At 60.8% G+C, this 21,372-nt stretch carries 18 protein-coding genes; 8 read left to right on the forward strand and 10 right to left on the reverse strand.

What is annotated here, in order from left to right; genetic code table 11:
• The first annotated feature begins 25 nt into the window (after window positions 1-25).
• Window positions 26-511 carry a glutathione peroxidase gene (locus HU749_RS09760; RefSeq protein ID WP_003199416.1) on the forward strand — a complete coding sequence of 162 codons (486 nt, stop codon included), beginning with the start codon at window positions 26-28 and terminating at the stop codon, window positions 509-511.
• A complete protein-coding gene (locus HU749_RS09765; RefSeq protein ID WP_079304320.1) occupies window positions 508-969 on the forward strand; it encodes a MarR family winged helix-turn-helix transcriptional regulator in 462 nt (153 codons plus the stop codon). The genes HU749_RS09760 and HU749_RS09765 overlap by 4 nt, the downstream gene beginning before the upstream one ends.
• On the opposite strand, the gene HU749_RS09770 is transcribed toward HU749_RS09765, so the two are convergent.
• Window positions 953-3,274, reverse strand: coding sequence for a hybrid sensor histidine kinase/response regulator (locus HU749_RS09770; protein ID WP_046063766.1), 2,322 nt, complete (start codon window positions 3,272-3,274; stop codon window positions 953-955). The genes HU749_RS09765 and HU749_RS09770 overlap by 17 nt on opposite strands.
• A 163-nt stretch (window positions 3,275-3,437) precedes the next feature.
• Between HU749_RS09770 and HU749_RS09775 the strand changes: the two genes are divergently transcribed.
• Together HU749_RS09775 and HU749_RS09780 are read left to right on the forward strand one after the other, a co-directional pair.
• Window positions 3,438-4,328 (forward strand): ATP-binding protein, encoded by an 891-nt coding sequence (locus HU749_RS09775; RefSeq protein WP_046063767.1) that lies wholly within the window; start codon window positions 3,438-3,440, stop codon window positions 4,326-4,328.
• Window positions 4,325-4,807, forward strand: coding sequence for a GAF domain-containing protein (locus HU749_RS09780; RefSeq protein ID WP_014337288.1), 483 nt, complete (start codon window positions 4,325-4,327; stop codon window positions 4,805-4,807). Before HU749_RS09775 ends, HU749_RS09780 begins: the two co-directional genes overlap by 4 nt.
• Here HU749_RS09780 and HU749_RS09785 read toward each other — a convergent pair whose 3' ends face one another.
• The 7 genes from HU749_RS09785 to HU749_RS09815 form a co-directional block, all read right to left on the reverse strand.
• Window positions 4,808-7,756, reverse strand: coding sequence for an HD domain-containing phosphohydrolase (locus HU749_RS09785; RefSeq protein ID WP_079304322.1), 2,949 nt, complete (start codon window positions 7,754-7,756; stop codon window positions 4,808-4,810).
• Between the two features lie 116 nt (window positions 7,757-7,872).
• Window positions 7,873-11,493 (reverse strand): transporter substrate-binding domain-containing protein, encoded by a 3,621-nt coding sequence (locus tag HU749_RS09790; protein WP_172436113.1) that lies wholly within the window; start codon window positions 11,491-11,493, stop codon window positions 7,873-7,875.
• Window positions 11,494-11,504: 11 nt separating this feature from the next.
• Window positions 11,505-12,131, reverse strand: a complete 627-nt coding sequence (locus HU749_RS09795; protein ID WP_014337291.1) for a response regulator transcription factor — start codon at window positions 12,129-12,131, stop codon at window positions 11,505-11,507.
• Window positions 12,132-12,591: 460 nt separating this feature from the next.
• On the reverse strand, window positions 12,592-13,920 hold the full coding sequence (locus HU749_RS09800) for a deoxyguanosinetriphosphate triphosphohydrolase (RefSeq protein ID WP_046063771.1): 1,329 nt from the start codon (window positions 13,918-13,920) through the stop codon (window positions 12,592-12,594).
• A gap of 111 nt (window positions 13,921-14,031) precedes the next feature.
• A complete protein-coding gene (locus HU749_RS09805; RefSeq protein ID WP_046063772.1) occupies window positions 14,032-14,364 on the reverse strand; it encodes a hypothetical protein in 333 nt (110 codons plus the stop codon).
• Window positions 14,361-14,750, reverse strand: a complete 390-nt coding sequence (locus tag HU749_RS09810; RefSeq protein WP_024618372.1) for a phage holin family protein — start codon at window positions 14,748-14,750, stop codon at window positions 14,361-14,363. Before HU749_RS09810 ends, HU749_RS09805 begins: the two co-directional genes overlap by 4 nt.
• A 2-nt stretch (window positions 14,751-14,752) precedes the next feature.
• Window positions 14,753-15,067: an ElaB/YgaM/YqjD family protein gene (locus HU749_RS09815; RefSeq protein ID WP_003199441.1), complete on the reverse strand. Its 315-nt coding sequence runs from the start codon at window positions 15,065-15,067 to the stop codon at window positions 14,753-14,755.
• Window positions 15,068-15,407: 340 nt separating this feature from the next.
• On the opposite strand from HU749_RS09815, the gene HU749_RS09820 reads away from it, so the two are divergent.
• Complete coding sequence (locus HU749_RS09820; RefSeq protein WP_046063773.1) at window positions 15,408-16,616, forward strand: ammonium transporter; 1,209 nt, start codon at window positions 15,408-15,410, stop codon at window positions 16,614-16,616.
• Window positions 16,617-16,624: 8 nt separating this feature from the next.
• On the opposite strand, the gene HU749_RS09825 is transcribed toward HU749_RS09820, so the two are convergent.
• Window positions 16,625-18,337: a cation:proton antiporter gene (locus tag HU749_RS09825; RefSeq protein WP_046063774.1), complete on the reverse strand. Its 1,713-nt coding sequence runs from the start codon at window positions 18,335-18,337 to the stop codon at window positions 16,625-16,627.
• Window positions 18,338-18,526: 189 nt separating this feature from the next.
• Between HU749_RS09825 and HU749_RS09830 the strand changes: the two genes are divergently transcribed.
• From HU749_RS09830 to HU749_RS09840, 3 genes are all read left to right on the forward strand, one after another.
• On the forward strand, window positions 18,527-18,763 hold the full coding sequence (locus tag HU749_RS09830) for a glutaredoxin family protein (RefSeq protein WP_014337295.1): 237 nt from the start codon (window positions 18,527-18,529) through the stop codon (window positions 18,761-18,763).
• A gap of 92 nt (window positions 18,764-18,855) precedes the next feature.
• The gene (locus tag HU749_RS09835; protein WP_014337296.1) at window positions 18,856-19,176 is read left to right on the forward strand and encodes a hypothetical protein; all 321 of its coding nucleotides are present in this window, start codon (window positions 18,856-18,858) and stop codon (window positions 19,174-19,176) included.
• A 72-nt stretch (window positions 19,177-19,248) separates the two neighbouring features.
• Entirely contained in the window at window positions 19,249-20,139 is an 891-nt protein-coding gene (locus HU749_RS09840; protein WP_186650214.1) for an RluA family pseudouridine synthase, read from the forward strand.
• Between the two features lie 943 nt (window positions 20,140-21,082).
• Here HU749_RS09840 and HU749_RS09845 read toward each other — a convergent pair.
• Entirely contained in the window at window positions 21,083-21,304 is a 222-nt protein-coding gene (locus HU749_RS09845) for a YgdI/YgdR family lipoprotein (RefSeq protein ID WP_003199454.1), read from the reverse strand.
• Window positions 21,305-21,372 lie beyond the last annotated feature (68 nt).

The following is a 21,372-nucleotide window of genomic DNA, read 5'->3' on the forward strand; positions in this document are numbered from 1 at the left end:
TGTTCTTCCCATCTGGAGCCTTGCCATGAGCGACAACCTGCTGAGCATCCCGTGCACCACCATCAAGGGTGAGCAAAAGACCCTCGCCGATTTCGCCGGCAAGGCGGTGCTGGTGGTCAACACGGCCAGCCAGTGCGGGTTCACCCCGCAGTACAAGGGGCTTGAGGCGCTGTGGCAGACCTACAAGGACCAGGGCCTGGTGGTGCTGGGCTTTCCCTGCAATCAGTTCGGCAAGCAGGAGCCGGGCAATGAGGGGGCGATTACCGAGTTTTGCGAGCTGAACTTCGGTGTGAGTTTTCCGCTGTTCAAGAAAATCGAGGTCAACGGTGCCAACGCCCACCCCCTGTTCGTCCAGCTTAAACAGCGGGCGCCTGGCGTGCTGGGGTCCAAAGGCATCAAGTGGAATTTCACCAAGTTCCTGATCGGCAAGGACGGTCAGGTGGTCAAGCGTTTTGCCCCGACCACCAAGCCCCAGGACCTGACTGGTGAGATCGAAGCGCTGCTCAAATGAATGACCTGTCAGCCGATTCGCTGAAGCTCGACAGCCAGTTGTGCTTCAAGCTGTACGCCGCTTCGCGTGCGGTAATCCGCGGCTACAAGCCAATGCTCGATCAGCTCGGCCTGACCTATCCGCAATACCTGGTGATGCTGGTGTTGTGGGAATGGCAGGACACGGCCCCGCAGCAGCCGACGGTCAAGGCCCTGGGTGAGCGTTTGGCGCTGGATTCCGGCACGCTGACGCCACTGCTCAAGCGCCTGGAACAGCTGGACCTGGTCCAGCGCCAGCGTTCGGCCCGGGACGAGCGGGAGGTGCACTTGAGCCTGTCGGCTGCAGGGCGAGCCTTGCGTGAACAGGTCGGCCCGCTCAAGGCCCGCCTGTTGTGTGACAGCGGCGTTGACCTGGACCACCTGGGGGCATTGCGTGACGGTCTCGATCACCTGCTGGGCCAGATCAAAGCGCTGACGTAGTCGGCACCCACTGGTCCAACACTGCGGCCAGTTCTTCGCGGCGAAACGGCTTGGACAGGTAATCGTTCATGCCGGCCGCACGGCAGCGCTCGCGTTCCTCGGGCATCGCGTTGGCCGTCAGGGCCACAATTGGCAGGTCCGACCAGCTCCCGCTGCGGCGGATCTGCCGGCTGGCTTCGTAACCATCCATCACCGGCATGTTGCAGTCCATCAACACCAGGTCGAACACCCGCTGTTCCAGTTGATCCAGGGCTTCGACGCCATGGGCCGCGACGGTGACTTCGCAGCCCAGCTTCACCAACATCCCCTTGGCCACCAGTTGGTTGACCGGGTTGTCCTCCACCAGCAGCACCCGTCCACGCTTGGCAGGCGCCAGGGCTTCGATCTGTGCGTCATTGATGATGGTCGCCTCGCTTTGCATGGCGCGTCGCAGAATCTGGTACAGCGCATGGCGCGCCAGCGGTCGGGCCTGTTGTATCAGCGGGGCGAGGGCGGCGGCTTCCTCGCCAGGCATGAAACTGCCATAGGCGGTCACCAGCAGGATCGGCGCGTCAAAGGTCGGCCGCAGGTTGAACAGGCATTCCGGGCAGTCGGTAATCAGTACGTCAGGCGTGAGCCCCAGCAACCCGTCGTCGATGGAGCGCTGCACATAATCCAGGCCCCATCCCGGCAACAGCATGCCTAGCAACTCGGCCAGCCCGCTGCTGCTGGCGGTGATGGCGACGACGTTGCCGTGCAACGGTTCGACCGGCGTCGCCGGGGTATGGCACGGCAGGGGCAGATCGGCACAGAACTGGCTGCCAAAGCCGGCTTCGGAACTGATCGTCAACCGGCCCTGCATGGCTTCGCAGAGGTTGTAGGTCAATGCCAGGCCCAGGCCGGTGCCACCAAACTGGCGGGTAATCCCGGCGCCAGCCTGGGTGAACGGTTGCAGGATTCTCGCCTGGGCTTCCTGGGGAATGCCAATGCCCGTGTCGCAGACCTCGATTCGCACGCCGCCTTCGTAATGACTCATCTTCACGTCGACCCGACCGAAGCGCGTGAACTTCAGTGCGTTGGACAGCAGGTTGCTGACGATCTGGCGCACCCGGGTCGGGTCGCCGACTACCTGCGCCGGGAACTGCGGGTCGATCAGGCACGCCAGTTCGACACTGGGGGCCGCGTTCTGGGAAAGCAGGTTGGCGGTATCCTCCACCAGGGAGCCGAGATCGAACGGAATGCGTTCGAGTTCCAGTTGGCCGGCGTCGAATTTCGACAGGTCGAGGATGTCGTTGAGCAGTTCGACCAATACCTTGCCCGAGTCATGGGCAATCGATAGCTGCTGCTGTTGTTCGGCCGTCAGGGGGCCATCCAGGGAGAGCGCGATCATGCCCAGCAGGCCGTTGAGCGGTGTACGGATCTCGTGGCTCATGTTGGCGAGGAACGCGGAGCGGGCTTCGGCCATGTCCAGGGCTGTGCGCCGGGCCACTTCCAGCTCCTCGTTGGACTGGCTGAGGCGGGCATTGATGGCCTTGAGTTCGGCGGTACGTGCCGAGACGATGTTCTCCAGTTGCGCCAAGTACTCGGTGAGGCGATTTTCGGCCGTACGCCGCTGCTGGATTTCGGTGGAGATGTTTTCGAACTGCTGGTTGGCGACGGACACCAGCACGCCGATTTCATCGGACTGATGGCCGGAAGGGCATTCCAGGTGGCTCTGTTCGCTGCTGCTCGGATCGCGGCTGCTCAGTTCGCGGATGACCCGCACCAGGGGCTTGGTCAGCATCACGTAGAACAGCGCCAGCAGCAGGCCGGTCAGGATCAGGCTGCGGGCGAAGCCGTTGAGCAAGGTGACCTCGGCACGGCGCAGGAAACGACTGCCGAACGCATAGGTGTCGACGTCCAGTCGCAGTATGCCCAGGGATTCGCTGGGCAAGTGATCCAGGTAGAGCCGGTCCTCGAACTGCCGCTGGGCGCCGAACAGGAAGTCGCTGATGAACCGGTAGCTGCTTTGCAACTCGGGCCGCTTGACGCTGGCCAGCACGGTATTGTTGTTGTCGATCAGCTCGGCCCCGATGATGGCCGGTGAGCGCAACAGGCCCATGGACAACTCCTGGGCGAGTTCGGCGTCGATGTTGTAGGCGATGCGCGAGGCCGGGTTGTGGCTGATTTCCAGCAGCGAGAGGATTTCACGGTTGATCGACGCGTCTTCGCTGGCATAATCGATGCCGATCTGCATCAGGCTGAGCAAAGTGCCCAGCACGAAGCCCACCAGGACGGTCAGGCGGGCCTGCTTATAGGAAAGCCGTTGGGTGAATCTGATGTCCATTGAGTGATGAACCACTTACGTTTCCCTTCGCCGGTCAAGCATAGCTGATCATCTCTGAATACCGGTGCAGCCGGTGTGTATTGTGTGAAGTAGACCCGCCATTGGATACGGCGTTTCGTAGCACGAGCGCCATCATTACTGTGAACCTGTCCGAGGAGAAGACGTGGACTCGCGATTGAATGCTTTTCTTGAGCGTGCCGATGCCGTGCTGGCCCGGATCGAACCTTTGTTGCCGGCGCCCCGGCCCGCCATCGATTGGGCCCAGACCCTGGCCGCCCGCTGGCAGCGTGACGGGCGCAGCGGCTATCTGATGCCGCTGCAGGTCAGCCTCGACATGCGCTTGTCGGACCTGATCGGCGTGGACCGCCAGGTTGAACAACTGGGCCGCAACACCCGGCAATTCATCGATGGCATGCCCGCCAACCATGCCTTGCTCTGGGGCTCGCGTGGCACCGGCAAGTCGTCCCTGGTGCGCGCCCTGTTGGCTGAGCATGCCCAACAGGGATTGCGGTTGATCGAGATCGAACGCGATCACCTGGCCGATCTGCCCCGCGTTGTCGAGCAGGTGGCGAAACTGCCCCAGCGCTTCGTGTTGTTCTGCGATGACTTGTCGTTCGAATCCGGTGAAGGCGATTATCGCGTGCTCAAGAGCGTGTTGGATGGATCCCTGGAGCAGGCGCCGGACAACGTGCTGCTGTATGCCACCTCCAACCGTCGTCACCTGGTGCCGGAAAAGGAAAGCGACAACGAGAATTGGAAACGGGTCGACGGCGAACTTCACCCCAGCGAAGCGGTGGAGGACAAGATCGCCTTGTCCGACCGCTTTGGCCTGTGGCTGTCGTTTTATCCGTTTACCCAGGAGCATTTCCTCAACGTGGTGGAGCACTGGATCGGCGAACTGGCGGCCAAGGCCGGGCTGGCCTGGCAGCGCGACGAAGCGCTGGATGTGCTGGCGGTGCGCTGGGCAACCGGGCGCGGCAATCGCAACGGACGTTGCGCTTATCAGTTTGCCCGTTATTGGGTAGGCCTGAAATTGTTGGAGCACAAGGCATGATCGATTTGAAGGGCACCGGAGTCGGCCTTGACGGCTACGCGCTGTTATCGGCACAGCTGGAATCCTTGCTGGCCGATGAGCGTGACTTCATCGCCAACGCCGCGCAGTTCTCGGCTTTCCTGTCCAGTCAGCTGGATGATCTGAACTGGGCCGGTTTCTACCTCAATCGCAACGAAGAGTTGGTCCTGGGACCGTTCCAGGGCCAGATCGCCTGTGTGCGGATCCCCTTTGGCCGCGGCGTGTGCGGTACGGCGGCAGCGACCCGGCAGACCCAGCGCGTCGAAGACGTCCATGCCTTCGCCGGGCACATCGCCTGCGACAGCGCGTCGAACAGCGAGCTGGTGGTGCCGCTGGTCAAGGACGGGCGCCTGATCGGCGTGCTCGACCTGGACAGTCCGAAACTGGCGCGCTTTACCGAACATGATCAAGCCGGCATCGAGCAGTTGGCCGCGATCTTCCTGCGCCTGACGGATTGCTGATCATACCTTCAACCCTGCCTTGACCAGCAGGCCGTGGGGATCGATTTCATCGATCTGGTGCGGGTCGAGGAATTGGTTGGCGTAGCTCTCGTAGATTTTTTCTTCGATGAACAGCCCGAACAGCTCGGGATCGATATGGGCGTCACGGCACATGGTGGCCATGATGCCCAGGGCCTCGCTCAGTTTCTTCGCCTTCTTGTAGGGGCGGTCGGCCGCCGTCAGCGCTTCGAAAATGTCGGCAATAGCCATCATGCGCGCCGGCAGGCTCATCTCTTCGCGTCTGAGGCGCTTGGGATAACCGCTGCCATCCATTTTCTCGTGATGACCGCCGGCGATCTCCGCCACATTGTTCAGGTGGCTGGGAAAGGGCAACTGGCTGAGCATCAGAATCGTCTGCACCATGTGATGATTGATGACGTAGCGCTCCTCGCGGGTCAGCGTGCCGCGCGTGATGCTCAGGTTGTAAAGCTCGCCGCGGTTGTATTTCCAGGCCGGTACATCGAGTTGGAAGCCCCATGGGTTGTCCGCCGGGATCAGTTCGGCCGCGTGGCGCTCGAGCAGGTGTTCGGGCTTGTCTGCCAGCAGCGGCTCAGTGACCGGTAGTGTCGGCTTGGGCGTGCGGGCCTGGCGTCGGTGCTCTTCCCAGGAAACCCCCAGGCGATCGTCGAGGGTCCGGGTCCACGGGCGTTGGGCAATCTGCTGCAGGCGTTGCAGGTCGGCCTCGGCCATGGCTTCGGCGCCCAGGTTGCAACGGGCGACGAAGGCGAAGTCGTCATCCAGGGCCGTCAATGTCGCGTCACGCTGTTGCGCCAGGGATGACGGCTCGCCGCCGCTTGCCACGGCCTGCCAGTAGTCGACCCAGGCGTCGCGCTTGAGCACTTCGAAGCGGGTGCGTATTTCGTGGATTCGATCGTTCAGGGTTTCCAGTTTGGTGGCTTTGTCGACCACGTATTCGGGGGTGGTGACCTTGCCGCAATCGTGCAGCCAGGCGGCGATGTGCAGGGCTTCCCATTCATCCTCCGTTGGCCGGTAGGCGTCGAATGCCGGTGCCTGGCTGGCAGCGGCGGCCTGGGCGAGCATCAGGGTCAGGACTGGCACCCGCTGGCAATGGCCACCGGTATAGGGACTCTTGGCGTCGATCGCGCCGGCCAGCAATTGGATGAAGGCGTCCAGCAATTGCTTTTGCCTGGCTTGCAGGCGCTGGGCCTCGATGCTCACGGCGGCGGCGCCGGACACGGCCTGGAGGAAGGCGATGCGGTCGGGCCGGAGTTTTTCCAGGTCGGCTTCGGTGCCGCTGTCGGTGACCAGCAACACCAGTACGCCGACGGTTTCCTGATGCCGATTGCGCAGGCGAATACCGATCAAGTGGACCCGCGGCGAGTCCAGCTCCCGTAGCACGCCCTGCAGGTCGCCCGCCTGTTCGAAGCCCAGGGATGCCACGAGGTTGTCCGAGGCAGCCAGTTGCTGGAGCCATGGCGGGCTGGCGCTTGCCTGTAGCTCATGACTGCGCAACTTGAAGGCGTCGAGGTCCCTGGGCGTTCCATCGATCACCAGGCCATACGGCTTGACCCGATTGTCGTCGTTCTCGCGCAGATAGATCAGGCCGGCCTGGGCCTGGCCGATCTTCACGGTTTCAAACAACACCCGTTCCAGCAACGGGGCGAAGCGGGTTTCGGCGCGCAGGCTGGCGGTGATTTCAAAGAAACTTGCCAGGGTCTCTTTCATGCGCGCCATCGAGACGCTCAACTGGTCGACCTCCAGCACCGGGGAGCGACGGGACACCGGGTAGTTGAAGTCAAAGCTGCGAATGGCATCGGCTTCCTGCACCAGTTTGCGCAAAGGCTTGACCAGGATCCTGGACGTCAGCCAGCCCAGGGGCAGGCACAGCAGCAGGGTGGCAAGGGTGATGAGCGCGCCTTGCCAGCGCATGCGATAGGCATTGTCCAGCAACTCATCTTCAGGGACCAGCAACGCCAGTTCCAGGCCTTGGGGCCCGCCTTCCTGCATGTGGCTGCGAGAAACGATCCACTGGCGTCCGGCCGCTTCCAGGCGCGTGGTGTCAGTGGTGTTGTCGAGTGCGGCGGCGATGGCCGGGCTGAGGTCGCGGGCCTTGATCAGGCGTGCCGACTGGGCGTCGGCGAGCAGCCGGCGGCTATCGGGATAACCCACAGCGTTGCCCCTGGGATCAAGCAGCACGACCTCGGTACCAGCCGTCACCTTGTGCTTGGCCAGGGTCTGGGACAGGGCCACCAGGGTCAGGTCGGCGCCGATGACAGCCTGCTCGCCACTGCGCCGGGCGAGGGTGGTGCCGACATTTTGGGTGGAGAAAAAAACGTAGGGCTCGGTGGTAATCTGCTCGGTGCTGCCGACGGCGCTGCGAAACCAGCTGCGGCCGCGGGGATCGTAGATTTCGTCGGCTATGTCCCGGCGCCCGATGAGTGTCAGGGCCTCGTCGTAGAACAGCGACTGGGAATGAACCGGGCCTTGCTCGGTGGCCCGCTCCACGGTCCAGACCTGGTAGGCCGAGTCAGCCGGCGCCTGCAGGGCAGCTTTCAGGGCCGCGGTGCGCAACGGCCGGACCATCAGGAAGTTGCCGCGCTGATCGCCCAGGTACAACGATGCCAGGTTCGGGTTGTCCCGCAGCGCCTGGCTGAAGGGCACGAGCAGGGCCAGGCGTTGCGCCATCTGCGGCGTGCGCGTCGCCGGGTAGTCAGCCAGCAGGCTCAACAGGTGACGGATGGGTTCGTAGGTGTCGTACAAATCCAGGCGCACATCCTGTTCAATACGGTTGAACAGTTTTTCACTGCTGGACAGGATGATTTGCGTGGTTTGCCGGTAATTGAAAATCCCCAGCACCACCCCGGTCAGCAGCAAAAGCAGGGTAAACATCACGCTGATGTGGACGTGCAGGGGGAACCGGCGTTTGTCCGGACGCGGTGCGCTGGGCATTGCAGTCACTCCAAGTGTCAGGGGGTGTTCTCGATGGGTGTTCCCGCGTGCAAGGGAAACCGATCGAGAACCCCCCAGGTACGCACTGCTGAGCGAATAGCATAGTAAACGCTGGATTATTTTGCCTTGGAGATCTCTGTTTCGAGGGCCCGCTCCAGTTCGGTCATGGCGCGGTCGAGGGCATCGATGCAATCATTGATTTGCTCAGGTGCCTGCGCTTGATGACAAGCGTGCTCCAACGCCTCGCATCGCTGGATCAGCGAGGTCGCCTGGACGATGCGGGCGACGCCTTTTATCTTGTGTGCCGTTTCGGTCAGCGCTTGCCTGTTTGCGCCGTGGGCGACGTCGAGCAATTCCTGGCGGTCCGAGCGGCTGCTGCTGAGCAATTCGGCCAGCAGGCGCCGGTTGGACGACGGGTCGCCGCCGGTCAACGCCTGCAGGCTTTGTACGCTGAAAGCTGTGGGGCGGCCGGCGGGTTTGACTGTCTTGATCCATTGGCTCAAGGCGCTCAGGCTGATCGGCTTGAACAGGCAGTCATCCATTCCAGCGTCCTGGCAGCGTTGTTTTTCCTCCGGTTGTGCATTGGCGGTGAACCCCAGGAGGGTGCAGGGCGGTCGTTGTTGCTCGGACTCATCGCGACGAATCGACCGGGCCAGTTCGTAGCCGTTCATGATGGGCATGTTGCAATCGGCGATGACCAGATCGAAATGGTTTTTTTGCCAGACCTCGAGCCCGTGGGCACCATCATGGGCGACCTGGTAGTGATGGCCGAGGTATTCCAGTTGCTGCGACATCAGCAGGCGGTTGGCGGGATGATCGTCCACGATCAGGACGTTCAGGGTGGCCTGGGCCGTGCCGATGACCGGTTCAAGTGGGGGGCAAACCGGCGCCGTCGACAGGACGGTCAGTTGCAGGCAGACCTGGACCTGGGTGCCGAAGCCGGGCTGGCTGCTCATGTCCAGGCTGCCGCCCATCATCCGGCACAGGTTGCGACTGATCACCAGCCCCAACCCTGCGCCGTTGCGGGCCATCCGGCTGGTGTTATCGACCTGGGCAAACGGTTCGAACAAACGTTGCAGGTCCGCCGGGTCGATGCCGATGCCACTGTCGTTGACCTCCAGGTGCATTTGCAGGACGTCGTCCTGGTCGGTTGGAGACAGCCGGACCTTGACCACGACCTGGCCCTGCTCGGTAAATTTGAGGGCATTGCTGATCAGGTTCGACAGCACCTGTTTGAATCGCAACGGGTCCATCAACACGTCAGGGCTACCCTCGGCGGCGTCGAACTGCAGGGACAACGCCAGGTTCTTCTGCCGGGCCACGCCCTCGAATACCCGAATGACCGATTGCAGCAGGGCCCCGAGATTGACGCGTTCGGGGGCCAGGCTCAGGTGACCGGATTCGATACGGGCGATGTCCAGGATGTCACCTATCAGCTCGAGCATGCCGGAGGCCGACTCGTACGCGACTTCGATGGTTGAACGGTCCACGCGGCCCTTGTCGGCCTGTTTCAGGGCCAGCTCAAGCATGCCGATCACAGCGTTCATGGGGGTGCGGATTTCATGGCTCATGGTGGCCAGGAACGTGCTTTTGGCGCGGTTTGCGTCATCGGCCCGTTGCTTGGACGCGCGCAGTTCCTCGAACAGCTGGCGCCGTTCACTGATGTCGATCCAGCCGCCGATGATGCCTTGCACTTCGGCGGCGGAGTTTCGGTAGGGGAGGATCCAGTGATAGATCGTCAGTTGCCTGTCCCCGATGTGCAGGGGCCGATCTACGATCAGGGCGGAGCCTTCGGCCATGACACGCTGGTAGTCCGCCTGGTACTCCTGCGCTTCGAAGGCGTTGCTCATGGAACCTGGCATCAGGTTCTTGCCGATGACGTCTTCGCGTTTGACGTCGAACGTTTGCAGGTAGCTGTCGTTGCAGCTTTGCAGGATGCCGTTGCGATCCCTCACGTAGATGGGGTGAGGGGTGCCGTTGAGCAGCGAATGCATGAATTCGAGCTGATCATTGAGGGCCAGTTCCGCCCGTTGACGCTGCCTGATCTGGCGCTGCATGTAGGCGTTCCACGCCAGGGAAAACAGCAGCAACAGGCCAATGCCCGCGCCGACCTGGAGGAACAGGCGGTTGTAGGTGCGCCAGGTGTGTTCCGAGGGCGAGACGTAACCGCGCCAGCGGTTGTTGATGACGCCCAGTTCGTCGGGGTCGATGCTGGTCAGGGCCTTGTCGAGGATGGCGTTCAACTCGGTGGCGTTTTTTGCCGTGGCCAGCGCGAACATGGCCTGTTGGGTGCCCACCGTGCTGCTGATTTGCAACCTGTCGCGCCACGCATAGGAGGAGATGAAATAGTTGGCCATCACCTGCGAGTTCACGCTGCCGTCGACCTGGCCATGGGCGAGCATTTCCACGGCGCGCAAGGGGCCGTCCGTTTCGATGATTTGAATGTCTGGGTACTGGCTGCGTAGCCATTCAATGACCGGATTGCCTTTGGCGATTGCCAGGCTGGCGTGGCCGAACTGATCGAGTGTCGTGGGCGTGTCGGACTGTTTGCGGGTCAGCAGGACGAACGAGCTGTCAACGTAGGGGCGGCTGAACTTCAACTGGAGTTGTCGTTCACTGCTGGGCAAGAGCGCGGCGATGATGTCGGCTTGATCGTTGAGGACCGCGGTAATCATTTCGCTGTCATTCTGGCGGCGCTGGATGTCCAGGCGCAGGCCGGTGCGCAGCCGGATCAGTTCCAGCAGGTCGGCACTGATGCCGCGAAAGTCCCCATCCGCATCGAAGAAGGTGAAGGGCGCGGAGGTTTCGTTCACCACCACCCGAACCACCGGATGCCTGGCCAGCCAGCGTTGCTCGCGGTCGGTCAGTTGTATCCTGTGGTCCGTGAGGTACAGGTCGCTGCCTGCACTCCAGCGTTTGGAGATGGCGGCTTGCTCGGCAATGGAGACTTGGTTCAGCGTAGCGTTGATGACTTCCAACAAGCGGGTGTCGCTACGTCGTACGGCGAAACCAAAGCCATGGGATTCGTGTTTGCCGAAGCTGGCCATGCGGATATTGCTCAAGTAGCCCTTGTTGATCATGTAGTGGGTGGAAAGGGTATCGCCGAGAAATACATCGGCCTGGCCGAAGGCGACGGCATTGATGGCGTTCTGGTAGGACGGGTAGGTGGTGATGAGTGCCTTGGGGTAGAGTTTTTCAATTTCCCGTAGCGGCAGGTAGTGGTAGACCATACTCAGCCGCAACCCTTCGAGATCGTCAGTCAGGGATCGGCTTTCATTCGTTCGGGTGACGAGAACGGGTTGGTCCACTGCGTACGGCGTCGACAGCACAATGTCGGGGTTGCGGGCTTCGAAACCGTTGGCGGTGCCAAGCATATCGATTTGCCCATCCTTGAGTGCGGCCATGGCCGCCTCGCGGGAGTCGAAGCGCAGGACGCTCATGGGCAGGCCGGTGGCCTTGGCGATGATGTCGGCGTAATCGGCCGTCAGGCCTTCGTAGTCGCGTCCGCTGGTGGAGAGATCGAAGGGCGGGTAATCCGGCGCGGACGTTCCCAGGACCAGCGCCTGCCGATCCTGTAGCCAGGCGCGGTGAACGTCATCCAGCTTGATCTCGGTATGGGCCATGGACGAACGGCCCAGCAACGTATAGTGCTCGGGCGCGTCCGGTGCCGCCATGAGCACTCCTGCATATAACGCTGCGCTGATCAGCAGGAGACATTCGGTTATGCGTCTGAGCATCCTGTTTCTTCTCACACCAGCGCGTTGCGCTTCGCCATTTCAATCAGCTCGACCAGGGACTTGACCTTGAGTTTCTGCATCAGCCGTTTCTTATAAGTACTGACGGTCTTATTGCTTAGAAACATGCCTTTGGCTATTTCCTTGTTGGTACGGCCTTGGGCAAAAAGTTGCAGCACCATCAGCTCCCGATCATTGACACTTTTGAAAAGGTCCAGCTCGATACTGCGAGGGTCATCCGGGCGTACCGGATTCAGTGCCTGGCTGGGGAAATAGTTATAGCCGGACAATACTGCTTTGATCGCGCTGACAAGTTCGCTGAGGTCTTCCTGTTTACAAACGTAACCAGAGGCACCGGACTGCATGCATCGAATGCCGAAGAGCGTCGGCGACTGGGCCGTGAGCACCAGTGTCTTGAGCGGAGTGGTCATGGCATTGAAGCGCGAAAGGATTTCCAGCCCGTCGAGTTTGGGGATGCTGATGTCCAGGATAACCAGGTCTGGCATGCATTCGCGCACCATTTGCATCGCGTCGACGCCGTTGTCAGTTTCTCCTACGACCTTATAGCCCTCATGCTCCAGAAGCATGCGAACGGCGAGGCGGATGACCGGATGATCGTCGACAATGAAAACGGAGTTCATGAATAAATTACCCTGCGAACTTGAATAAAGCGCGCACCTTAGCCCACTTACAACCAGGGCCGTACGAAGAGACAGGCATGCAACTTCAATTTCAGAAGTTTCCTACAAAAAAAGAGGCAAGATATTACGATGTAATCGGTTTTTTAGTAGGCGGGTGGCAACAGGAGGGGGGAGGAGTTGGCTATGTGTGAAGGGATATTTCTTTGATAGTGTTGTCTGTGCAAACAAAAGAAGCGTTTTAATCGAGGTTTTTGTAAATCATATCGTTATTTATCTACTTCAAACTCCTTGTGGCGCAGCGCTACAAAATTCACATTCACCGCCAATCCCTGTGGGAGCGAGCTTGCTCGCGATGACGGTGGCACATCCTGCATTGATGCGCACAGATCCACTGCCATCGCGAGCAAGCTCGCTCCCACAGGTTTTGTGCCAGGTGCAGCACACCGTCGATCCACGCCTTTTATTGGCGTGTGCGACCGGTCATCTCCTGGGCCATTTCGCTGGCGTAGCTGTCAGTCATCCCGGCGATGAAGTCGATCATGCGCAGGAAAGCACCATGCAAAGGGCCGTTGGGATCCGGCGCGTTGTTCCCCAGCAGGTCGAGAATGCGGCGATTCTTGAACGAAGGCGTACGGCCTCCGTGCTGTTCGAGGGCGGCTCCGCAAAATCCGTTGAGCAGGATTTCCAGCGTGGTGTAGGCACCGATTTCATGCAGGGTCTTGCGCTTGTCCTGGAAAATTTTGCGGCGCGCCATGTCCTTGGCATTCAACACGCAGCGTTTTGCCGGGCCGTGCATATGCTCCACCAAATCCCCCGGCAATGTGCCGGCAAGCAATGCTTCCTGCTGTTCGACAAAAGCCCGGGCGGCGGCGTTGGTCAGGTGTTCGATGGCCTTGCCTCGCAGGATCGCCAGTTTGCGTCGCCGCGAGTCCAGCGGCCCCAGCTGGCGGTAAGTGTCCGGAAGATCGTCGCCTACCAGGTCCAGGAGCAGCGATTCCACCTGCGGGTATTCCAGGAGATCCATCTCCACGCCGTCTTCCAGGTCGATCAGTGCGTAGCAGATGTCATCGGCGGCCTCCATCAGGTACACCAAGGGATGCCGCGCCCAGCGTTGCTCCTCGATCTGTGGCAAACCGAGTTTGTGGGCGATCTGCTCCAACAGTGGCAGTTCGCTCTGGTAGCAACCGAACTTGTGTTTCTTGTAGCCCAGCGAGTCGGCGTGGCGGGCGGTCCAGGGGTACTTCAAATAGGTGCCTAGGGTGGCATAGGTCAGACGCGTCCCACCGTCGAACTGATGGTATTCAAGCTGGGTGAGGACGCGGAATCCTTGGGCGTTGCCTTCGAAGTTGAGGAAGTCGTTGCGCTCGGCTTCGCTCATCGCATCGAGCCAACCACGGCCGGCGGCCTGCTGGAACCAATAGCGGATAGCATCCTCACCGGAGTGACCGAACGGTGGGTTGCCAATGTCGTGGGCCAGGCAGGCCGATTGCACCACCATGCCAAGATCGCTTGGCTCACACCAGTCAGGCAGGGCATTGCGGATGGTTTCTCCCACGCGCATGCCCAGGGAACGCCCGACGCAGCTGACTTCCAGGGAATGGGTCAGGCGCGTATGGATGTGGTCGTTGCTGGAGACCGGATGCACTTGCGTCTTGCGTCCGAGGCGGCGGAAGGCGCCGGAAAAGATGATGCGGTCGTGGTCCTTGTGGAAAGGACTGCGGCCCAGCTCTTGCGGACTGTGCAGCGGTTTTCCGAGGCGTTCGCGAGTCAGCAGGGTATGCCAATCCAAGGCCGGTTGCTCCGTTTGATGATGTCGATGCCCTAGCTTCCCGGTTCGTGGGCTGCCCTGCAAGGCCTATAGGCCTGCACAGACTTGATACACAACCCTGTGGCGAGGCCCTCAGGGTTTGCGCAGGTCTTTGGCCACCTTGATCAACGGCAGCAATGTCGTTGCCAGGCGGATCAGGCCTGTCAAGCCACCGCCGCCGTTGCGGGTCCGTTTGCCGGTGATGAAACCGAGCAGGGACACCGCCGCCACCCCCCACAGTGGCGCATGCTTGATGCCGAAACCTTCGTGCCAGCTTTGTGTCAAGCCGCGCACCCGTTGCAAGGGCTGCAGCAACTGGCGCGTTTCCTGACGGATTTCCTGGCGATGCATTTCCATGCGCAGACGCACCAGCGCCTTGCGCATTTCCTGTCGGGTTCGGGCTTGAGGGATATCAGGCAGGCTCATGGCAGCAGGCGCTCCCGGTCATTGGCCAGTTCTTCGAGGGTGGCGTTAAAAGGGGAGGACTCGTCATAGATCGCTGCCTTGAGCCGCAGACCGCAGAACAGCGCTGCCAGCAGATAGAACAGGCACAGGCCGATAATGCCCGCCAGGCGATAGGTGTCCCATACCAGGATCAGTACCAGCGCCGAAAGCCCGACCAACAGCAGCAAGCCGAACACCAGCGCAAGACCGGCGAACAGCAGGAGGCTGACGGTGCGTGCCTTCTGTTCCTGCAACTCCATGCCGAACAATTCGACGTGGCTATGCAGCAAGCCAAGAAACGCCGCGCCCAGGCGACGTGCTGTCGGTTGTGTGCCCGCTTCGGACGAGCCGGATTCGTCGATACCCATCATTAGCGCCGTGTCGCCAGCAGACCAATCAGAAAGCCCACGCCCGCGGCAATGCCCACGGATTGCCAAGGGTTGGCCTGTACGTATTCCTCGGTGGCGACCACCGCAGCCTGGCCGCGTTCGCGCATGGAATCTTCCGTCAGCTTGAGCGTTTCGCGGGCGCGCAGGAGGGTTTCGTGAATCTGGCTGCGCAGTGCATCGGCTTGATCGCCTGCCAGCGTCGCGGTGTGATCGAGCAACCGTTCCGTGTCGCTGACCAGCGTCTGGAAATCTTCCATCAGGGTTTCTTGAGCAGTCTTTGCCTGGGTTCTGGCCATCGGTGAATCTCCGTAAGTGACGTCTGAAACGTTCGAGTATGAGCCTTCCCGGAAGGTTCAGTGAAAGTGACTGGTACAACTTTTGCTCAGACTTTTGCCATGTACTGGTGCGTCAGCCTGCGCCAGTGCGCTGAAGCTGGGCGAAAGCCCGAAAAACCTTAACCCAAATAATCAAAACCCGCGAAGCACCTCCAGGCGGGATTTCGTTTTGACCCTTCTTGCGCACCAAAGCGGTTCAGCGGCCTGCGTCCGGCCAATGAGTCGTTTCAACTTGGTGCGCTCGCAAGGCAAGCGAGCCGATTTGGTGCTTTTTTTCAACTTTTTCAGGTCTGCCAATACCATGGAAAATATACAAAGTGCCGTGGACAGTCTGGTCCACAGCTCCAATACGCTGTTCATCCTGCTCGGCGCAGTCATGGTCCTGGCCATGCACGCCGGCTTTGCGTTTCTTGAAGTGGGAACGGTCCGGCAAAAGAACCAGGTCAATGCGCTGTCGAAAATCCTCAGCGATTTCGCGGTCTCGACCCTGGCCTACTTCTTTATAGGCTATTGGATTGCCTACGGTGTGACCTTCCTGCAACCGGCGGCGGTGCTCAGCGCCGATCATGGCTACAGCCTGGTGAAGTTCTTCTTCCTGCTGACTTTTGCCGCCGCGATCCCGGCCATCATTTCCGGCGGTATTGCCGAGCGTGCGCGGTTCGCACCGCAGTTGTGTGCCACGGTGCTGATCGTGGCGTTTGTCTATCCGTTTTTCGAAGGCCTGGTCTGGAACGGCAATTTTGGCCTGCAGGCGTGGCTGCAAGCCCGGTTCGGCGCCAGTTTCCATGACTTCGCCGGTTCCGTGGTGGTGCATGCCATGGGCGGCTGGCTGGCGTTGGCGGCGGTGCTCTTGCTCGGCCCGCGTAACGGCCGCTACCGGGACGGTCGCCTGGTGGCGTTCGCGCCTTCGAGCATTCCATTCCTGGCCTTGGGTTCGTGGATCCTGATTGTCGGTTGGTTCGGTTTCAACGTGATGAGTGCCCAGACCTTGCCCGGGGTGAGCGGGCTGGTGGCGGTCAATTCGTTGATGGCCATGGTGGGCGGTACCGTGGCGGCGTTGATTGTCGGGCGCAATGACCCAGGCTTCCTGCATAACGGCCCGCTGGCCGGGTTGGTGGCGGTCTGTGCCGGGTCCGACCTGATGCACCCGGTCGGTGCGCTGGCCACCGGTGCCATTGCCGGTGCCTTGTTTGTCTGGTGCTTCACGGCGGCCCAAGGCAAGTGGAAGATCGACGATGTGCTCGGTGTCTGGCCGTTGCACGGGCTGTGCGGGGTCTGGGGCGGCATTGCCTGTGGCGTCTTTGGCCAGAGTGCCCTGGGCGGCCTGGGTGGGGTCAGCCTGATCAGCCAGTTGATTGGCACGGCGCTGGGTGTTGTCGTCGCCCTGGCCGGCGGGTTTGCGGTCTATGGCGTGATCAAGGCCGTGCTGGGGCTGCGCCTGACCCAGGAAGAAGAGTATTACGGCGCCGACCTGTCGATTCACAAGATCGGTGCGGTCAGCCAGGACTGAGCGTTGCACTAAGGCTCCTTGTCCTGGTTGCCGGGATAAAAACCATGGAGCAGGCGATAACGGTCGTGACGGACCTGATCCACATGCTGCTGGACCTGCTGCTCGGGCAGGCCGAGCATGATCAGGGCGTGGGAAGCCAGCATCAGACTTGACTCCAGCAGCTCCGGGACCACTTCGCTGGCCCCGGCCGCCTGCAATTCGGCCAGTTGGCTGTCGTCACGGGTGCGCACCAGGATCGGTACCTGATGGTTGACCTGCCGGGCCGCCTTGAGCACGGTGATGGCGATGTCGGTCTTGTCCACCGCGATCACCAGCAACCTGGCGCGGCTCAAGCCAACGGCCGCAAGCAGGTCACCTCGTCGTGAATCCCCGTAGTGCACGCAGTTTTCCCCGACGGTGGCTTCCTGGATGATCACCGGGTCGTCATCCAGGGCGACGAACGCCTGGCCTTCGCGGCGCAGGAATCGCCCGATGGACTGGCCGACGCGGCCGTAGCCGCAAATGACCACATGGCCCGACAAGCCGGCGTTGAGTGCGCTGATCTGGTCCAGTTGCGCCTCTTCGTTGGGTTTGCGATGCAGGCGGGCGGCGACGCGGGGTGCGGCGCGCAGTAACAGCGGGGTCAGCAGCATCGAGCAGAATGTCGCGGCCAGCAGCAGGCCGCTGATGTCGGCGGGCATGAGGCGGTTCTGCTGCATCAGCGCCATCAGGGCAAAGCAGAATTCGCCGCCCTGGGCCAGCGCCAGGCCACTGCGCCAGGCGGTTTCAACGTCGCTGCCGCGCCATTTCACCAGGATCGCGACCACGCAGCCCTTGATGAGCATCAAGCCGAGGGTCAATCCCAGGATCAACAAGCCGTCATCGAGGAACAGCTGCAGGTCGATCAGCATGCCGATGCTGACAAAGAACAGCCCCAGCAGGATGTCGCGGAACGGGCGTATGTCGGCCTCGATCTGATGCCGGTAGTGGCTTTCCCCCAGCAGCATGCCCGCCAGGAATGCACCCAGGGCCGGCGACAAGCCGAGCAGGTGGGTCAGCCATGCCGTCAGCAACACGATCACCAGGGCCAGCAGCACGAACAGTTCTGCGGATCGGGACGCCGCCACTTCATGGAACAGCCGGGGCAACAGCAGCCGACTGGCCAGTAGCAGGCCGCCGAACAACACCAGGGTCTTGCCCAGGGTCAAGGGCAACGCCCAGTACCACGGGTGCTCGCTGCTGCCGGCGAATACCGGCACCAGCGTCAACAGCAGCACCGCGACCACATCCTGGAACAACAACACGCCGATGGCGTTCTGGCCGTGGCTGCTGAAAATCTCTCCCAGGCTGGTCAACTCCTTGCTGACGATGGCAGTGGAGGACAAGGCCAGCCCGGCACCGAGCAACAACGCGGCGATCACCGGCGCGCCGAGCATGACCAGCAATCCCGCCAGGACCGCCCCCGAGCACAGCACCTGCAGGCTGCCGAGGCCGAACACGACCCGACGCAGTTCGAGCATTTTCGACAGGGAAAACTCCAACCCCAGCGAGAACAGCAGGAACACCACCCCGAGCTCGGCCAGGTCTGGCAGTTCTTCGCTGTCGTTGACCCAGTCCAGCGCGGTAGGCCCGACCGCCAGCCCGACGCAGAGATAACCCAATACGGGTGGCAGGCGCAGCCGCCTGAACAAGGCGATGACCACCAGGGACGAAGCAAGGATGATCAGCAGGTTAGCAAACAAGGGGCACTCCGTTTCAAGGCTACAACGCACAGCGTAGAGGGGAAAATGCGACAAGCGTGGCTGGAAAAGCATTGGCGCTCAGTGATTTGCATCAGCGTTTTACCGATACACCCGCAAGCGAGCCAGCGACTCGACGGCTTCCCGGGTCGAGCCTAGAATGACCGTCTATCTTTTTTGGGTCTACCCGCCATGCTTCCTGAATGCCAGTTGTTCGGCACCCTGGGGTGTCATCTTTGCGAAGTAGCCGAAGCTGAACTGATGCCTTTCGTCGAACATGGATTGTTGGTGGAGCTGGTGGACATTTCAGAACGCGAAGCCTGGGTGGACAGTTATGGGCTGCGTATTCCTGTGCTGCGCAGGCTGGATACCGGTGCCGAGCTGGACTGGCCCTTCGAGGCCGAACAGATCGTGACCTTTCTCCGTTGAGCGGCTCATCCGTCAGTTCCTGATACTGCGGTTGGCGAAAGTACCATGCTTCGGTTACTGTATGCCTATACAGCTATCTGGAGTGCGTCCCCTTGGTCAATGTCGAACAACTGAAAAGCAGCGTAAACAGGATGTCCGCGGACGTTGTGCGCGAGGCAGTCCTGGAACTGCGCCTGGATGGCTTGGTTACCGAAGGCAAGACACCCTTCAATAAACTGCATTTCAACACCTGTTTTGCCGAGATCGAAGCGTTGTTCCAGCGTGCCGGCTATCACAAACAGTTGGATGTGGTGGGTTACCAGGGCCTGCTGTACGCGCTGTACGATCCAGGTCGCTGGGAGGCGGTGGAAGTACTGCGCTGGTTGAAAGAGTTCACTGAAGCGGCGGCAAAACCGACTTCAGTCACGGCGTAGGGCAATCATTGCTGGGCTGGCTGGTACGACTGTCGGATAATGCCACCCTGCAAAAATGCCTAAGAGTTTTCAATGTCCGGTTCATCGTTTTCCGCCGCTCATCATCAGGCCAGTACGTTGTATCTGCCACCCGGTTCCTGGCAGACGGTGCTGGAGTGCCTGTGCGAGCATTTCAGCGCCATCAGTCGCGAGCAGTGGCTGGACCGGATCGCTCGAGGGCGGGTATTGGACGCAGAGGGCAAGGCCATCCAGGTCGACTTGCCGTACCGCGAAGGCCTGCGCATCCACTACTTCCGTGAAGTGCCCGACGAGAAGCCGATCCCGGTGGTGGAGTCTATCCTGTACGCCGACGAACACCTGGTGGTGGCAGACAAACCACATTTTCTGCCTGTCACTCCCGCAGGTGAATACGTCGAGCAGACCTTGTTGCGACGGCTGATCCGTCGGTTTGACAACCCTCATCTGGTGCCCTTGCACCGCATCGATCGGCATACGGCCGGGCTGGTGTTGTTTTCGGCCAACCCGAACACCCGCTCGGCGTATCAGTCGTTGTTCCCGACGCGGCAGATCGAAAAACGCTACCAGGCCATTGCCCGCGCGTTGCCCGGGCTGACCTTTCCACGGGTGCATAAAAGCCGGATGATCGATGGCGAACCGTTCTTCCGAATGCAGGAAGGGCCGGGCGAACCCAATACCGAAACGGCCATCGAAGTGCTGGAAAGGAACGGCGAGTTGTGGCGCTATGGCTTGTATCCGGTTACGGGTAAGAAGCATCAGTTGCGGGTTCACATGAATGCCCTTGGGGCGGGGATCTGCAATGATCCGTTTTATCCTGATGTGCTTCGGGATGTTGAGGATGATTACTCGAATCCTTTAAAGCTGCTGGCTCAAGGGTTGCGTTTTGTTGATCCGGTTACTGGTCAGGAGCGGGTGTTCGAGAGCGGTATTTCGTTGCACTGGTAGTTTTTTGTTCAGGGGGAATGGTGTGTATATCCGTTTCTTCGGTAACGGCTACTTAGGGTTTCGCCCTTACGGCGACTCACTTTTTTTCAAACGCCAAAAAAAGTAAGCAAAAAAGGCTTGCCCCACCACTCGGCACCTCGCCTAGGCTCGGTGTGCCCTCACTCCGGCATTGCTCCGTGGGCCCGCCGCGAAGGGCCATCCATGGCCCAGCGCGGCTACCTCGGCATCCATGCCGAGGTGCCCACTGCGCAATGCCTGCGTTCGGCCAGCGTGGTTAACGGGGCGCCCCAGATCAAAATCCAAAGCAAAGCAAGAGCGGGGCACGTCCAGCATCTGTGTGGCTGAGCTGCCGCTATCGCGAGCAAGCTCGCTCCCACATGGGGCTGTGGGTATTCACAACATCAGCACACGACACAAAAACCTGTGGGAGCGAGCTTGCTCGCGATGACATAGGCACACCCACCATCATCACAAACTGATCCACCGCTATCGCGAGCAAGCTCGCTCCCACAGGAAAAACGCGGTCCCACCAAGAACCAGGTCGGCTATCAGGCCGCCTCGCGGTGGACGTTGATCTCGGCGCCCCATTAACCACGCTGGCTGAACGAAGGTATTGCGCAGTGGGCAACCCGGCATGGATGCCGGGTTAGCCGCGCTGGGCCATGGATGGCCCTTCGCGGCGGCCCACGGAGCAATGCCTTCGTTCAGGCATGCCGAGCCTAAGCGAGGCACCAAGTGGTGGGGCATGTAGCGCTTTGGTTACTTTCGCGCTTTTCGAAAGTGACCCGCTGTAAGAGCGGAACCGCCAGTGGCCGTTACCGAAGAAACGGATATACACCCAAAACCCAAAACCCAAAACCCAAAACCAAGCCCCCAAAAAAAACGGCGCCTCCCTCTTCAGGAAGCGCCGTTTTTTAGCGACATCGGGCAGCAGCGTTACAGATTACAAATCCTTAACGGTACGAACCTGATCCTTGTTCACGCGAGTCTGCTTGCCATCCAGTTGCTCGAATTCGTAGAAGCCGCTTTCTTCATCGTAATGTGGGGTATCGACGGCCTGGATTTCGCGACCGTCATTCAAGGTGATCACTGTTGGCGAAGCGCACCCGGCAAGGGTGGCGAGGCCCAGAGCGAGCATGAACGTGGCGAGGGTCCGTTGTGTCATGGTGTTTCTCCGAAATGGATTCTTCAAGTTACTGACCTTCAGACGTATACATCGCGCGCAAGTTCCTG

The sequence above is a fragment of the Pseudomonas ogarae genome (assembly GCF_014268695.2).
Classification (GTDB): Bacteria; Pseudomonadota; Gammaproteobacteria; order Pseudomonadales; family Pseudomonadaceae; genus Aquipseudomonas; species Aquipseudomonas kilonensis.